General features: G+C 70.7%; 18 protein-coding genes and 1 tRNA gene. 14 read left to right on the top strand and 5 right to left on the bottom strand.

The window, feature by feature from the left end; translation table 11 throughout:
* Positions 1-3: 3 nt before the first annotated feature.
* Complete coding sequence (locus tag KUM38_RS00495) at positions 4-411, bottom strand: NUDIX hydrolase (protein ID WP_086739627.1); 408 nt, start codon at positions 409-411, stop codon at positions 4-6.
* A 107-nt stretch (positions 412-518) separates the two neighbouring features.
* On the opposite strand from KUM38_RS00495, the gene KUM38_RS00490 reads away from it, so the two are divergent.
* The 12 genes from KUM38_RS00490 (at position 519) to KUM38_RS00435 (ending at position 7,946) form a co-directional block, all read left to right on the top strand.
* Positions 519-1,304 (top strand): GntR family transcriptional regulator, encoded by a 786-nt coding sequence (locus KUM38_RS00490; protein ID WP_217127226.1) that lies wholly within the window; start codon positions 519-521, stop codon positions 1,302-1,304.
* Between the two features lie 14 nt (positions 1,305-1,318).
* Positions 1,319-1,600: a DUF3027 domain-containing protein gene (locus tag KUM38_RS00485; protein ID WP_217127225.1), complete on the top strand. Its 282-nt coding sequence runs from the start codon at positions 1,319-1,321 to the stop codon at positions 1,598-1,600.
* A 168-nt stretch (positions 1,601-1,768) separates the two neighbouring features.
* The gene (locus KUM38_RS00480) at positions 1,769-2,125 is read left to right on the top strand and encodes a hypothetical protein (protein WP_217127224.1); all 357 of its coding nucleotides are present in this window, start codon (positions 1,769-1,771) and stop codon (positions 2,123-2,125) included.
* Positions 2,125-3,504 carry an FtsK/SpoIIIE domain-containing protein gene (locus KUM38_RS00475; protein ID WP_217127223.1) on the top strand — a complete coding sequence of 460 codons (1,380 nt, stop codon included), beginning with the start codon at positions 2,125-2,127 and terminating at the stop codon, positions 3,502-3,504. The genes KUM38_RS00480 and KUM38_RS00475 overlap by 1 nt, the downstream gene beginning before the upstream one ends.
* An 88-nt stretch (positions 3,505-3,592) precedes the next feature.
* Positions 3,593-4,249, top strand: coding sequence for a DUF2637 domain-containing protein (locus KUM38_RS00470; RefSeq protein WP_217127222.1), 657 nt, complete (start codon positions 3,593-3,595; stop codon positions 4,247-4,249).
* A 16-nt stretch (positions 4,250-4,265) separates the two neighbouring features.
* Positions 4,266-4,448 carry a hypothetical protein gene (locus KUM38_RS00465; RefSeq protein WP_217127221.1) on the top strand — a complete coding sequence of 61 codons (183 nt, stop codon included), beginning with the start codon at positions 4,266-4,268 and terminating at the stop codon, positions 4,446-4,448.
* 2 nt (positions 4,449-4,450) lie between these two features.
* Positions 4,451-4,642, top strand: coding sequence for a mobile element transfer protein (locus KUM38_RS00460; RefSeq protein WP_217127220.1), 192 nt, complete (start codon positions 4,451-4,453; stop codon positions 4,640-4,642).
* Between the two features lie 15 nt (positions 4,643-4,657).
* Positions 4,658-4,852 carry a hypothetical protein gene (locus KUM38_RS00455; RefSeq protein ID WP_055690856.1) on the top strand — a complete coding sequence of 65 codons (195 nt, stop codon included), beginning with the start codon at positions 4,658-4,660 and terminating at the stop codon, positions 4,850-4,852.
* 25 nt (positions 4,853-4,877) lie between these two features.
* Positions 4,878-5,123, top strand: coding sequence for a SpdD protein (locus KUM38_RS00450; RefSeq protein WP_217127219.1), 246 nt, complete (start codon positions 4,878-4,880; stop codon positions 5,121-5,123).
* Positions 5,124-5,276: 153 nt separating this feature from the next.
* Positions 5,277-6,572 (top strand): replication initiator, encoded by a 1,296-nt coding sequence (locus KUM38_RS00445; RefSeq protein ID WP_217127218.1) that lies wholly within the window; start codon positions 5,277-5,279, stop codon positions 6,570-6,572.
* Positions 6,565-6,777, top strand: coding sequence for an excisionase family DNA-binding protein (locus KUM38_RS00440; RefSeq protein WP_193512408.1), 213 nt, complete (start codon positions 6,565-6,567; stop codon positions 6,775-6,777). The genes KUM38_RS00445 and KUM38_RS00440 overlap by 8 nt, the downstream gene beginning before the upstream one ends.
* Positions 6,777-7,946, top strand: coding sequence for a tyrosine-type recombinase/integrase (locus KUM38_RS00435; protein ID WP_217127217.1), 1,170 nt, complete (start codon positions 6,777-6,779; stop codon positions 7,944-7,946). Before KUM38_RS00440 ends, KUM38_RS00435 begins: the two co-directional genes overlap by 1 nt.
* A gap of 49 nt (positions 7,947-7,995) precedes the next feature.
* Here KUM38_RS00435 and KUM38_RS00430 read toward each other — a convergent pair.
* Positions 7,996-8,069: transfer RNA gene (locus tag KUM38_RS00430), tRNA-Gly, on the bottom strand.
* Positions 8,070-8,557: 488 nt separating this feature from the next.
* On the opposite strand from KUM38_RS00430, the gene dcd reads away from it, so the two are divergent.
* Both dcd and KUM38_RS00420 read left to right on the top strand, forming a co-directional pair.
* Positions 8,558-9,133: a dCTP deaminase gene (gene dcd / locus KUM38_RS00425; RefSeq protein WP_073933174.1), complete on the top strand. Its 576-nt coding sequence runs from the start codon at positions 8,558-8,560 to the stop codon at positions 9,131-9,133.
* Positions 9,130-9,627: a phosphoribosyltransferase gene (locus KUM38_RS00420; RefSeq protein WP_217127216.1), complete on the top strand. Its 498-nt coding sequence runs from the start codon at positions 9,130-9,132 to the stop codon at positions 9,625-9,627. The genes dcd and KUM38_RS00420 overlap by 4 nt, the downstream gene beginning before the upstream one ends.
* Before the next feature lie 67 nt (positions 9,628-9,694).
* On the opposite strand, the gene KUM38_RS00415 is transcribed toward KUM38_RS00420, so the two are convergent.
* The 3 genes from KUM38_RS00415 to KUM38_RS00405 all read right to left on the bottom strand — a co-directional run bounded on the left by KUM38_RS00415 (position 9,695) and on the right by KUM38_RS00405 (position 13,775).
* Complete coding sequence (locus tag KUM38_RS00415) at positions 9,695-10,723, bottom strand: Yip1 family protein (RefSeq protein WP_217127215.1); 1,029 nt, start codon at positions 10,721-10,723, stop codon at positions 9,695-9,697.
* Positions 10,724-10,803: 80 nt separating this feature from the next.
* Complete coding sequence (locus KUM38_RS00410) at positions 10,804-12,144, bottom strand: FG-GAP and VCBS repeat-containing protein (RefSeq protein WP_217127214.1); 1,341 nt, start codon at positions 12,142-12,144, stop codon at positions 10,804-10,806.
* A 155-nt stretch (positions 12,145-12,299) separates the two neighbouring features.
* Positions 12,300-13,775 carry a VCBS repeat-containing protein gene (locus KUM38_RS00405; protein ID WP_217127213.1) on the bottom strand — a complete coding sequence of 492 codons (1,476 nt, stop codon included), beginning with the start codon at positions 13,773-13,775 and terminating at the stop codon, positions 12,300-12,302.
* Between the last annotated feature and the right edge of the window lie 87 nt (positions 13,776-13,862).

Below are 13,862 nucleotides of genomic sequence, written 5' to 3'. Positions count from 1 at the left end.
GGGCTAGACGAGTTTCACGCCGTCGTGGGCGCGGACGGCCGGCGGGGACGCCGCGTCGAGTGCGTCAAGGACGCGGATCGCGTACGCCTCGTCGGCGAGTTCGATGACTTCTTCGCGGGTGGCCCAGCGCAGTGCGTGGGTTTCGTCCCCGGTGGTGGGGGTGCCGTCGGCCGCCTGGCAGCGGAAGACGAGGGAGACGATCAGGCCCGTCATGTTCTTGTAGACGCCGGTCAAGGTCGCGGGAAGCTCGATCTTGATGCCGGTCTCTTCGAGGACTTCGCGCTGAAGGGCTTCGGGGATGGTCTCCTCGCGTTCGAGGACTCCGCCCGGGGGCTCCCAGTGGCCGTTGTCGCGGCGCTTGATCAGGAGGGCCCGGCCTTGGTCATCGACGATGACCCCGGCGACGCTCACGGAGTGCGGGCGTTCTGTGCTCACGTTCCTCGGCCCTCTCGGCTGACTAGGCTCTCCACCGTAGCAACAAGACTCGCCCACTCGTCTAGATACCTAAAGGAGTACGCATGGCGTCTCTACCGAGCATTCTCGGCGGCCTCGACCCGACCAGTGATCGTGCGGTCTTCCGGCAGATCGCCGACCAGCTGCGCGAGGCCATCGACCGTGGGCGATTCAAGGAAGGGGAGAAGCTGCCTTCTGAGGCTGAGCTGGTCGAGCACTACGGGGTTTCCCGGATGACGGTCCGGAACTCCTTCTCGATCCTCCAGGGCGAGGGCCTGGTGCACGCCGAGCACGGCCGGGGTGTCTTCGTCCGGCCCCGGCCTCCGGTGCGCCGCCTCGCCTCCGACCGGTTCGCCCGGCGCCACCGCGAGCAGGGGAAGTCCGCGTTCATCGTGGAGGCCGACGCCGCCGGCAGTCACCCCACCGTGGACAGCCTGGAGGTGAAGGAGGAGAAGGCCAGCCAGGACATCTCCACCCGGCTCGGGTCCGTGCGACGCGTGCTCGCTCGGCGTCGCCGGTACCTGCTCGACGGCCGGCCGGTCGAGTTCGCCACGTCGTATCTCCCGCTCGACATCGCTCGCGGTACGCAGATCGCCGAGCCCAACCCGGGCCCCGGTGGCATCTACGCCCGCCTTGAGGAACTGGGCCACCAGCTCGACCACTTCGAGGAGGAGATCCGGTCCCGGATGCCTTCGCCGTCCGAGGTGAAGACGCTGCAACTGGCCTCCGGCGTGCCGGTGATCCACCTGATCCGCACCGCCTTCGACACTGCGGGGCGGGCCGTGGAGGTCTGCGACACGGTGATGGCGGCGGACGCGTACGTCCTCTCCTACCAGCTTCCAGCCACCTGAGCCCGGGTCGCGCTATGTCTGACAGGGCTTGGACGGGTGACAACCGTCGGCACAACGATGAGTGTCACGAGCGCTGGGTGCGGCTGCGGAGCAGGCGTACTGATCAGTCTGGTTATCGGGATGAGTGGTTTGACGAGCAGTGCGGTGGGTGTCAGTTCTGGGTCGCGTTGAGAGGTGGGCTGGGGCGGGACTGGGGAGTCTGCACTCATCCCGGCTCGCCGTTCGATGGGCGGGTCCGTTTCGAGCACGACGGTTGCGATCTGTTCGTCGTCCGTAAGGACGGGTCCTTCGGGTGACCTCGATGGAGGATTGGCCGACGTATGGAGTGGACCTCCGAACTCGTACACACCGACACGCATACTCGTATAGACGAGTGGGCAAGTTGTGTGGCAAGGTGATCCCGTTCCCGGCGTCGTCGGGTTCGAAGGATGCATCTTGTCTAGACGAGTAGATGGGGAGAAGCCTTGCGCACCATCCGTGTGGAGACCTCGGCCGCGACGATCCTGCTGACCGAGGCGCCCGAGCCCAAGGTCCGCGACCGGCAGTCGGGCGAGATCGCGAAGGACGCCGTCAGCGGTGAGGCGCTGATGACGATCGGCGTCGTGTACATCGAGGAGGGGGAGTCGTCCCTGATCAAGGTGACCGTTCCGGAGAGTGGGGTGTCGGAAGGGCTCACCCTCGGCGCCCCGGTCTCCCTGCCGGGCCTGGTCGCCCGGCCGTGGGAGAGCGTGTTCAACGGCCAGCAGCGCCACGGCATCGCCTTCCGGGCCGCCGCCGTCACTCCGGCCGCCTTCCCGGCCGCCATGGGGGCGTCGGCCTGATGACCGACCTGGCAACGCTTCTGGAGGTGGGTGGTCCCGTCGCCGCGCTCGGCGGTGGGGCCGCCTACGCCCGGGCACGACACCCCGGCGTCTACTGGTCCACGGTCGGCTTACCGGTGTCCACGGTCCGGCTGCTCAGCTCCTACGGCTCCGTCATGGAGGCGTGCGGGCTGACCGTGGCCCCCTCCCGGCTGCGGGTCCTGGCGGTCAAGGCCACCACCCGCCGTGAGGTCCGGCCCGTACCGCCGCGCCGGGGGATCATCCGGCCGACCACGACGGGGCTACGGGTCCGCCTGCGGCTCGCCCCGGGGCAGGAACCCGCCGACGTGGCCGCCTCCGCCGAACGGCTGCGCCACGCCTGGGGCGTCCACGCCGTCTACGTGACCACGATCAAGCCGGGCGTGGTCGAACTGCGGCTCGTCGGCTTCGACGTGCTGCGGCGGGTGCGCATGCCGCGCAAACTCCGCCCGGACCTTCTCCGGGTGCCGGTCGCGCTGCGCGAGGACGCCACTCCGTTCGTACGCGACTACCGCACCGTTCCGCACCAACTCACCCTCGGCGCCACGCTGTCCGGCAAGTCCATGTACCTGCGTCACCTCGTCGCCGGCCTCGCCCGTCAGCCCGTCACCCTGGTCGGCATCGACTGCAAGCGGGGCGTGGAACTGGCGCCCTTCGCCCCGCGCCTGTCGGCGCTCGCCACCGACCCGGAGCAAGCCGCCGAGCTGCTGCCCGTGCTCATCAAGGAAATGGAGGACCGGTACGACCTGATCAAGGCCCGGCAGGGCATCGCGCCGAGCACACCGGACGAGGAGATCACCTCCGACATCTGGGGCCTGCCCGAGCACGAACGCCCGGTGCCTGTCGTGCTGTTCGTCGACGAAGTGGCCGAACTCTTCCTCGTCGCCACGAAGAAGGACGAGGAACGCCGGGACGAGATGGTCACCCAGCTCATCCGGCTCGCCCAGCTCGGCCGGGCCGCCGGCATCTACTTGGAGGTTTGCGGCCAGCGCTTCGGCGCTGAGCTGGGCAAAGGGGCGACCATGCTGCGGGCCCAGTTGACCGGTCGTGTCTGCCACCGCGTCAACGATGAAGCCTCCGCCAAGATGGCGCTCGGCGACATCGCCCCCGAAGCGGTCTCCGCCGCCTGCGCCATCGCCCCCGAACGGCCCGGCCTCGCCGTGGCCGGTGACACCTCCGGCGGCTGGTCCCGCATCCGCACGCCGTACCTCTCCCTCGGCGACGCCGCCGAGACCTGCCGCGAGTCGGCCCACCTGGTCCCCGACCTGCCCGCGCTCAAGCCCTTCCGGCCCGACGTGCCCGTACGGCCGCCCGCCGAGACACCGGGCCCGGTCGTGCGGCCCCGCCCGGTGACCGACTGACCCGCGCCTGCACGTATCCCCGGTCGGCGTGACCGCCTCGCGCCATGTCCCTACCCCTCCCATGCCCGAACCCGGAAGGAGCCGCAGCATGCGTGCCCACCTGGCCCGTGTTGACGCGGTGCTCGTCCAAGCGGTCATCGCCGCCGCTCTGTCCTTCGCCCACCTGCACGACGTCGCCTCGGCGGCCGGACAGGACGGGTGGAAGGCGTGGGCCTATCCCGTCTCGGTCGACCTGCTGCTCGTCGCCGCCTGGCGCCGACTGCGGTCCGGCGAGGCGAAAGCAGCCGGGTGGTGCTGGTTCCTGATCGCCCTCGCCGCGTCCCTGGGCGCCAACGTCGCCACCGCCGGACTGCTCGACCTGGACCATGTGCCGGCCTGGCTCCGCATCCTCGTCGCGGGCTGGCCCGCGGTCGCCTTCCTCGGCGGAACCCTCCTCGTCCACTCGTCACCGACCACGCACAACGAGACCAGTGACGCCGTGGGCCAGGAGAAGCCCGAGGACATCGAGGACCAGGAGGACGCGCCCGATCCCGCACCGGAACCCCCGGCGCCTCCGGCAGTCGAGCCGGCACCGGCTCCGGCTCCGCCGCCGGTCACCGTCCCGGCCGCCCTGGTCGAGCACGCCCGCAAAGTCGCCGCAGAGCACCACGCCCGCACCGGAACGGCCATCGACACCCCGACCCTGCGCGCACGCCTCGGTGTCCCGCCGCCCATGGCCGACGCCATTGCCGCCCAGCTCACCTGACCGACAAAGGAGAACCATGCCTCTCTGCTTCAACACGGCCGCCGACTACCTCGAAGCGGCCCGTGAGATGGCCGTAAGCGGTCGGTTGGCGCTCGCTCGGCTCCTCGCCGAAGAAGCTGCCGACCGCATGTCGGACCCCGGGGAAGCCGCCCGGATCCTGCGCGATTTCCCTGGCCCCAGCCTGCGACAGGAGAACTGACCATGTCCGCACCGAAGCGTTTCCGCAACGTCAGCCGCATCGGCCCCGTCCAGGTCGGCACGTCCTACGACGGGCGCGGCCGGGAGAAGCACACCGCCGCCTGCACGGCCCCGCGCTGCGGCTTCTCCGCCGACTACGACAGCCGCGCTGCCGCCGAGCTGGCTGCCCGTACCCACCGCTGCCCCGTCCGCTGAAAGGACCCGCACACCGTGACCGTCAGCCTGCCGCTCGTCGTCCTCCTCGGCTTCTTCGCCTGGGGAGCGGTCAAGTTCCTCGGCGTCCGCACGTGGATCGTCGTCCTGATCGCCCTCTTCGGCTTCTGGCTTTCGGACACCTTCATGGCCCCGGCCATCGAGTCCGGCACGCGCTCCGGCGTGGACATCGTCAACGGCTCACATGACTAGACGAGTAGATGAGGAGAGCTTCGCCGTGTTCCTGCCCAAATACCCCGACAGCCCGACGCCGCCGCCCGCGCACCCCCACACCGTGGCCGACCAGGCGCCCGCGCGACGTCCGGCTCCTCAGATCTCCGTCAGCACCGGAGCGGTCGTGGCCGTCCTCGTCGGCGGCGTTGTGCTGACCGCGCTCCTGGCCGCCGTCGCCGTCACGGCCGTCTCCGTGGCCGTCGCCGCCGTGGTCCTGCGCTCGCTGCTCCGCGACCAGCACCGCCGCTGACGCACCGGACCCCCGGGGCGGCCTCGATACCGCCAAGCATCCGCCGCCCCGGGGGCCGTCTCCCTCCAGCCGAACCAGAAGGAGAAAGCCATCATCACCCGCGCCACTCCGCCTCCGCTCCGCGAACTCGGCGAACTGGCCGCCCTCGGCACCATGCCCGCACTCCTGCGCCAGCTCGCCGGCCTCGGCGGCTGCACGCACCCGATCCGCCTCGACGGCCACCGCACCGAGTACGCCGTCGACACCCGCACCGGCGAGATCGGGAACGTTCTCCATCACCTCGACTCCGCCGGCCTCCCGGCCGGTCACCTCCTGGTCCGCTGCAACAACCGCCGCACGACCCGGTGCGCGGCCTGCGCCGAGGTGTACCGCCGCGACACCTTCCACCTGATCACCTCCGGACTGCGCGGCGGCAAGGGAGTCCCCGAACGCATCGCCGCACACCCGCGCGTCTTCGCCACCTTCACCGCGCCGAGCTTCGGCCCGGTCCACAACCGCCCTACCGGTCCGGCCGGCTCGGTCCGCCGCTGCCGCTGCGGCGCCCTCCACGACCAGGACGACCCCGCCCTCGGCACCCCGCTCGACCCGGACACCTACGACTACGAAGCGGCCGTCCTCTGGAACGCGCACGCCGGTCCGCTGTGGCGGCGCTTCTCCACCTACCTGCGCCGGGAAGTCGCCAAGCGCGCCGGACTCACACAGCGGGCCTTCCGCGAGCACGCCCGGGTGTCCTTCGCCAAGGTCGCCGAGTACCAGAAGCGCGGAGCCGTCCACTTTCACGCCGTCATCCGCATCGACGGCCCCGAGGGCGGCGACACCCCGCCTCCCGCCTGGGCCACCGCCGAACTACTCACCGACGCCATCCGGGCCGCCGCTACCGCCGCCCGCGTGGACGGCCCGGTCATCGACGGCCGCGCCCACACCTTCACCTTCGGCCGACAGCTCGACGTTCGTACCATCCGCTCGGCCGACTTCGACGGCGACCAGGAACTGACTGAGCGGGCCGTCGCCGCGTACATCGCCAAGTACGCAACCAAGGGCGCCGAGACCGCCACGGGAGCCCTCGACCGGCCGCTGAGGTTCCTCGCCGAACTCGCCCAGCTCGACATCAGCGACCACGCCCGCCGGCTCATCCGCACCGCCTGGACCCTTGGCGCCCGTAAGGACCTCGAATACCTCCGCCTGCGGGCCTGGGCCCACATGCTCGGCTTCCGCGGCCACTTCTCCACCAAGTCCCGCCGCTACTCCACCACTCTCGGCGCCCTCCGCGACGCCCGTGCCGAATGGCGCCGCGCACAAGCCCTGGCAGCGGGCGGGACGGCCCCGGGCACGACCCTCGTCCTCGCGCACTGGATCTACGCCGGAACCGGCCTCACCGACGCCGAAGCCTGGCTCGCCGAAACCCTCGAACCCGCTCCCGGAACGGAAGGAGAACCCACCCGTGGCTGAGCGCTATCTCTCCGTCGACCAAGTCGCCGAACTGCTCGGCACCACGGTCCGCTTCCCTCGACGGCTGATCGAGGAGCGACGCATCCGCTACGTCAAGGTCGGTCGGCACGTACGCATCCCGGAGAGCGCCCTTGCCGACTTCATCTCGTCTCACACGGTCGAGCCGATCAGGCGGCCCCGTGCTCGATACGGGAGGGCTGCCTGATGGCCAACAGCAGGGGCAGGCGCCGCCGCTTCGGAGCGATCAGACGGCTGCCTTCCGGTCGGTACCAGGCGCGTTACCCGGGCCCGGACGGTGTGATGCGTCCGGCTCCCTTCACCTTCGAGACGACGGCCGACGCGGATGACTGGCTCGCCGAGAAGCAGACGGAGATCCGCCGGGGCGAGTGGAGGGACCCGGAGGCCGGCGCGGTGGGCTTCCGGGCCTACGCCGACAAGTGGGTGGAGGAACGCGAGTTGGCTCCGCTGACCCGGGATCTCTACCGCTACCTCCTCGACAAGCACCTGACCGCCTTCGCGAACCTCGACCTCGACGAGATCACCGCACCCCGCGTACGCGAGTGGCGTGCCGAACGGCTCCGGACCACGAACGCCAAGACGATGACGGCAAAGGCGTACCGCCTCCTGAAAGCCATCATGGAGACGGCCGTCGACGACGAGCTGATCCAGCGCAACCCGTGCCGGATCAAGGGCGCCGGTAAGGAGAAGGCGACTGAGCGGCGCATCGCCACTGTTGCCCAGGTCGATGCCCTCGCCAATGCGGTGGGGATGCGGTGGCGGCTGATGGTGTACCTCGGTGCCTACGGCCCGATGCGGCCGGAGGAACTGGCCGGCCTCCGCCGCCGGGAGGTCGACGTCGACAACCTGCGCGTCCGGATCCGCCTCGCCGAGCCGGAGCGGATGAATGGGCGGCGCGTCCAGGGCGACACCAAGTCGGAGGCCGGGACCCGGACTGTGATTCTTCCCGCGTTCCTCCGCCGGGAGCTCCGGTGGCATCTGGAGTCGTACGCCGAGCCGGGGCCGGACGGGTTGGTCTTCGTGGGGGAGAAGGGGGCTCCGTTCCGGCGCAGCACCTTCGGGCGGAAGTGGCGGCGGGCGCGGGAGGTCGTCGGTATGCCCGAGGGCTTCCGGTTCTACGACCTTCGGCACACCGGGCACACGCTCTCCACCCGGTCCGGGGCCACCCTCAAGGACACGATGGTCCGCGCCGGGCAGTCGTCCGAGAAGGCCGCGCTGATCTACCAGCACTCCGACGAGGAGCGTCAGGAAGAGGTCGCCGCCGGCCTCGACGCGACCGTCCGGAAGGCCCGGGCCGCCGCTGCCCGGGAGGCCGTCGAGAAGCCTTCTGGCACGGATCTGGCACGCGACGAGTGATCGCCGTGAACAGCAGAAAGGCCCGGGTCTCTGACCTGGGCCTTCTTCGTGGAGCGGGTGACGAGAATCGAACTCGCGCTCTCAGCTTGGGAAGCTGATGTTCTACCATTAAACTACACCCGCGTAAGATCCAGAATCCGTCGCATCAACGGTGTCCGGACGCTCGCTTACTCTACCCCATGCCAGGCCCCCGGTGTTCAAGCCCGGGGGCCTGATGCTGTTTCAGGGGGTGGATGCGGCTGCGGGGGGCAGAAGTTGGGGCGTACGGTGAAGGTGCGGGGTGCCGCCTGGAGGACCGTTCCTTTGATCCCGTAATGTGGCTTTTGTCGTCAGGGCAGTTCGCCAGACGCGGCCTCTTGGGGAAGGGACTCTTGGACTTGATGGAGCGCACCGTCGTCCGCTGTGCCGATGGGCACGTGTTCACCGCCGCCTCGTTTCCGATGCAGCAGGCCGAGCGACTCGGCCCCGGCCGGCTTCTGCGGTGTCCGCGCTGTGCGCGGCTCCGCAGTGTCGTGCCGGTGAGTCTTCAGAAGCGGTAGCACCGGTCACAGTGGCAGCGCGCGGGGTGGCCGATGGTGGCCGGTCCGCGCGCCTTGCGTATCCTCGGGCCCGTGCTTCTCTCTGACAAGGACATCCGGGCCGAGATCGACGCCGGACGGGTGCGTATCGATCCCTACGACGACGCCATGGTGCAGCCGTCCAGCATCGACGTACGCCTCGACCGCTACTTCCGGGTGTTCGAGAATCACCGGTACCCCCACATCGACCCCTCCGTCGAGCAGGCGGACCTGACCCGGCTCGTGGAGCCGGAGGGGGACGAACCGTTCATCCTTCACCCCGGTGAGTTCGTGCTGGCCAGTACGTACGAGGTCATCACGCTGCCGGACGACCTCGCCTCGCGGCTGGAGGGGAAGAGCTCGCTCGGACGGCTCGGGCTGGTCACCCACTCCACCGCCGGGTTCATCGACCCCGGGTTCTCCGGGCACGTGACCCTCGAACTCAGCAACCTCGCGACGCTCCCGATCAAGCTGTGGCCCGGTATGAAGATCGGGCAGCTGTGCATGTTCCGGCTCAGCTCGCCGGCCGAGCACCCGTACGGGAGCGAGCGGTACGGGTCGCGTTACCAGGGGCAGCGGGGGCCGACGGCTTCGCGGTCCTTCCTCAACTTCCATCGGACGCAGGTGTGAGCGGCATGCGCGAGAACCTCAGCTACGAGCAGTTCGGCGTCGCCGTCCGTGAGCTCGCCCAGACGATCGCCGACGACGGGTACGAGCCCGACGTCGTGCTGAGCATCGCCCGCGGCGGCGTCTTCGTGGCCGGCGGGCTCGCCTACGCCCTCGACTGCAAGAACATCCACCTGGTGAACGTGGAGTTCTACACAGGGGTGGGGACCACCCTCGAGATGCCCGTCATGCTCGCGCCCGTGCCCAACGCCATCGACTTCACCGACAAGAAGGTGCTGATCGCGGACGACGTCGCCGACACCGGCAAGACGCTCAAGCTCGTGCGCGACTTCTGCCTCGACGCCGTCGCCGAGGTGCGCAGCGCCGTGGTCTACGAGAAGACGCAGTCGCTGGTGAAGTGCGAGTACGTCTGGAAGCGCACCGACGAGTGGATCAACTTCCCGTGGTCCGTTCAGGAACCCGTGGTCAAGCGGGACGGTCAGGTGCTCGACGCCTGAGGGCGGCAAGAAGGAAAAAGGAGGGGGCTCCCGGTGCCGGGAGCCCCCTCCTTCATGCGTGTCCGCGTCAGAACGTGCCCAGCTTCACGATCGACAGCAGGGCGGCCAGCTGGATCGCCGAGGCGCCCAGGGCCTTCGGCCAGGGGAGGTCGTGGGAGCGGCTGACCATGACCGTGAGCAGGGCGCCGGCCGCCACCCAGGTGGCCCAGCCGAGGATCTGGACGAAGGCGGCGTCGCCGCCGGCGAACATGGCGAAGACCAGGCGGGGCGCGTCCGTGAGGGACATGATCAGCATGGAGAGGCCGACCGTGGGCTGCCAGGCGCCGTCGCCGCCGAGCTGGCGGGCCAGGGTGTGGGTGACCACGCCGAGGATGAAGGCGCTGAGCACCATCGCGACGGCCGTCGTCAGGACGATCGGGATCGCGTTCGAGAGGGTCGCGTTGATCGCGTCCTCGCGGGCGGTGTCGAAGCCGAAGACGGCGAGCAGGCCGTAGAGGAAGGTGACGATGAGGGCGGGGCCCCACATCGTGTAGTCGCGCATCCGGAGGAACGTCTGGGCGGGGGACAGGACGATGCCCTTGAGCAGGTCCTTCCAGTGCAGGCGGGGTCCGACCGGGCCGGGGGGCGGGGCGGTGCCGGCGTGGTAGGTGTCGCCCTGGTGGTAGGGGTCCTCGTTGATCGAGAAGGCCTGGGTGTGGCCGGGGTTGTTGGCCGCGTACGGGTCGTGCGGGGCGCCCTGGGCGCCGTGCGGGTACGCGCCGTCGCCGAAGTACTCCGGCTCGCCGTGACCGCCGTGACCGCCGTGGCCACCGGGTCCGCCCGGGCCGCGGTTCGCGTGCGGCCAGGGGCCGGCGCCGCCACCGCCGTACGACGGCTGCTGCGGGTACGGCTGCGGCGCCTGCGGGTAGCCGTACGACGGCCCCTGCGGCGTCTGCTGCCCGTGCGGGGGGTGTTGCGGTCGCGCGTGAGGAGCGCCGTTGTTGTTCCGGCCGCGTCCGATCCTGAATCCAGCCACGTCATCGAACGTACCTGGTCCCGGGCGGTGACGTACCGGACCCCGGCGTTCGGGGCCGGGTTTGCGGCCGAGCTGTGACATCCCCTAAGGGGTCGTCAGCCGGGTCGTCCGTCCTCCGTAGGGGGCCGGGGCGGTCCGGTCCTACGGAGGACGGAGACGCGTCAGTCGAGGAAGCCGCCGCCGAACTCGGGCAGCGGGATGGCGCCGCCGGTCGTCGGGACCGTGCTCGTGCCGCGCAGCACGACGGCGCTGTCCGCGCCGAGTGCCAGGTCCGCCCGCCCGTCGGCGGTGAGGTCGCGCAGGCGCAGGGAGGATCCGAAGTAGGCGGACTCGTCGGCGGGGCCGGTCACCGTCTGGGGGATCCAGGAGGAGCGGGCGCCGCTGAGCCCGCCCGAGCCGCCGCGGAAGAAGTGGACACCGCCCTGGTCGGCCCTTCCGTCGACGTCCTCCTGCGGCACGCCGACCGCCAGGTCCGCGTGGCCGTCGCCGTTCGCGTCGGCGGCGGACACGGCGTAGCCGAAGCTGTCGCCGGTCTCGGGGCTGCCGGAGACGCCGGAGGTGGCCTGGGTGAACGTGGTGGAGCCGCTGGGGCCGGAGGAGGTGCCGCGCCACACGGTCACGGCGCCCTTGCCACCGCTCTGGTCGGGCAGGCCGACGGCGATGTCGCCGTAGCCGTTCTTGTCGAAGTCGCCGATGGTGGCGGACCAGGGTTCGGTGGTGAAGGTCTTGTAGGGGCCGGAGGTCAGGCCGGAGGAGGAGCCCTTGAGGAACCAGACGCGGTGGCGCGGCACGTCTCCGGCTTCGTACTGGGTGCCGAGGACGACGAGGTCCGTCCGCCCGTCGCCGTTGACCTTGCCGGCGGCGAGGCCGTGCGAGTACCAGCCGGCGCCCGCCTTGTCGATCTTGCTCACGCTGCCGGTTCCGCCGGCCTTGGTGAACGCCCCGCGGTACAGCCAGGCCTCCTCGTTGCCGATCACCGCGAGGTCGGGCGATCCGTCGCCCGTGAAGTCGCCGGTGGCCACGTCGCGGCCGAAGCGGCCGCCGGCGCCGGACTTGGGGTCGAGGTTGGTGCCGCCGGACAGGCCGGACTTCGAGCCCCAGACGATGGTGACGGTCCCGCGGTACTCGACGCTGCCGACGTGCTCGCTGGGGTTGCCGACGACGAGGTCCGCGTAGCCGTCCTTGTTGAGGTCGGCGCCGGCCAGCGTCTCGCCGAACATGTCGTCCTCCTCGCCGCCCCCCGGTATGCCGGGGCTGTCCTGGTGGATCAGCTGGGGGTGGGCGGTGTCGAGGCCGCCGGCGGTGCCGTACACGACGGTGACGGTGCCGCCGTCGCGGTCGACGTCGCCCAGGCCGCGGTAGGCGAGGTCGCGGCGGCCGTCGCCGTTGAAGTCGTCGTAGTGCTTGGCGACGGCGGCGGAGGCGGAGGTGGCGAGGAGCACGGGGGTCAGGCCCGTCGCCAGGAGGGTGGCGGCCAGGGCGGTGGCGGTGTGTCTGCGCATGCGGTCTCCGTGTGGTTCAGCCGGTGGGGGCGTCGAACGTGCGGTGGGTGCGGGGCTGCCGGCGGTCAGGGCGGGCGGTCGTCGCCGGAGGGCCGGTGGACATGCGGCCGGGCCCGCGGTGGTACGCGGGCCCGGTGCGGGGAGACGCGGCGCGTTCAGTCGGCGAAGTTGGAGCCGAAGTACGGCGTGCCCGTCGTGGAGACGCCCGAGGTGCTCGGGGAGACGGAGCGGGCGCCGCTCGTGGTGATCTTCGAGCCGGTGGACGGCAGGTAGGTGATCGCGCCGTTGCCGGCGTTCTCGGCGGAGCCGACGATCAGGTCGGCCTTGCCGTCGCCGGTGACGTCGTCGAGCTTGACGTCCAGGCCGAAGCCGTCGTTGTCCTCGTTGGAGCCCGGGACGCCCGCGGTGTTCTGGGAGAAGGACTGGGCGCCGGAGGCGGTGTTCAGGCCGTTCGCGGTGCCGTAGAGGATCGTGACGGTGCCGGTGTCGACCTCGGTGTCGATGTTCTCGCCGGCGACACCGACGGCGAGGTCGAGGAAGCCGTCGGCGTTGATGTCGCCGAGGTCGAGCTCGTAGCCGAAGTAGTCGTTGCCCTCGGACGTGCCGGGGACGTTGCCGGTGTTCTGGGTGATGCCGGTGGCGGAGTCGGTGAGCGGGCCGGCGTCCGAGCCGTAGGTGACCCAGACCTTGCCGCCGTTGGCGGAGTCGGGGACCGGCGTGCCGTCCTCGACGGTGGAGTTCCAGTAGGCGCCGCTGACGATGTCGCCGAAGCCGTCCTTGTCGATGTCGCCGATGGCGGTGATCACGCCGGGCTTCAGGGACGTGGCCGCGGAGACGTCCAGGCCGCTCGCGGTGCCGGGGATGAAGTAGTTCCGGTTCCAGCCGTACTCGGACGCGGTCTCGTAGCCGTCGACGATCAGGTCGGTCGCGCCGCCGTCGACGTCGCCTGCGGTCAGGTTCACCGGGCCGTCCGCCTCGCTGCCCAGGATCGGCGGCGTGAGGGTGTAGCGGCCGCCGGGCTTGCCCGCGGTGGTGAAGCCGCCCTTGTAGACGTAGAGGGTGGCGTTGTTGCTGCCGACGGCCAGGTCGGCGCGGCCGTCGCCGTCGAAGTCGCCGGCGGCGAGGTTCTTGCCCCACTGGTCGTGGGAGGAGCGGGACGGGTCGGTGACGGTGATGCCCTTGCCGGTGATGCCGGAGGCGGAGCCCCACAGGATGGCGAGGGTGCCGCCGTCCTTGTCGCCGTCGACGTCCTCGTACGGGGAGGAGACGGCGACGTCGTCGTAGCCGTCGCCGTTGAAGTCGGCGTAGGCGTGGTCGTAACCGAAGTTGTCCCCGGCCTCGGCGGTGCCGGGGACTCCGGTGGAGTTCTGGCTGAGGGTGTGGCGCTTGGCGGAGGACACACCGGTGGACGTGCCGTAGAGGACGACGAACTGACCGGCCTGGGCCTTGCCGGAGACGTGGGCGCCGTTGACCGAGGTGGCCACGTCGCCCCGGCCGTCGCCGTTGAAGTCGGCCAGGGCGACGTCGGTGGCGTCGGCGGCCGTCGCGGGTGAGGCGACGAGGGTGAGCAGACCGCCCGTCAGCGCGACGGCGGTGGCCGAGGCGAGAGCGAGTCTCATGGGTCGGTGCATGCGGGTTCTCCTGCGGCATGCGAGGGATGCCTGGCGGGCATCCGGAGTCGATGAGGTGCCGGGACCGTGCGGGTTCGCCGGGAGTTG

Source organism: Streptomyces sp. AC558_RSS880, assembly GCF_019049255.1.
GTDB lineage: Bacteria > Actinomycetota > Actinomycetes > Streptomycetales > Streptomycetaceae > Streptomyces.
This window is presented reverse-complemented; position numbering and strand designations above follow the sequence as displayed.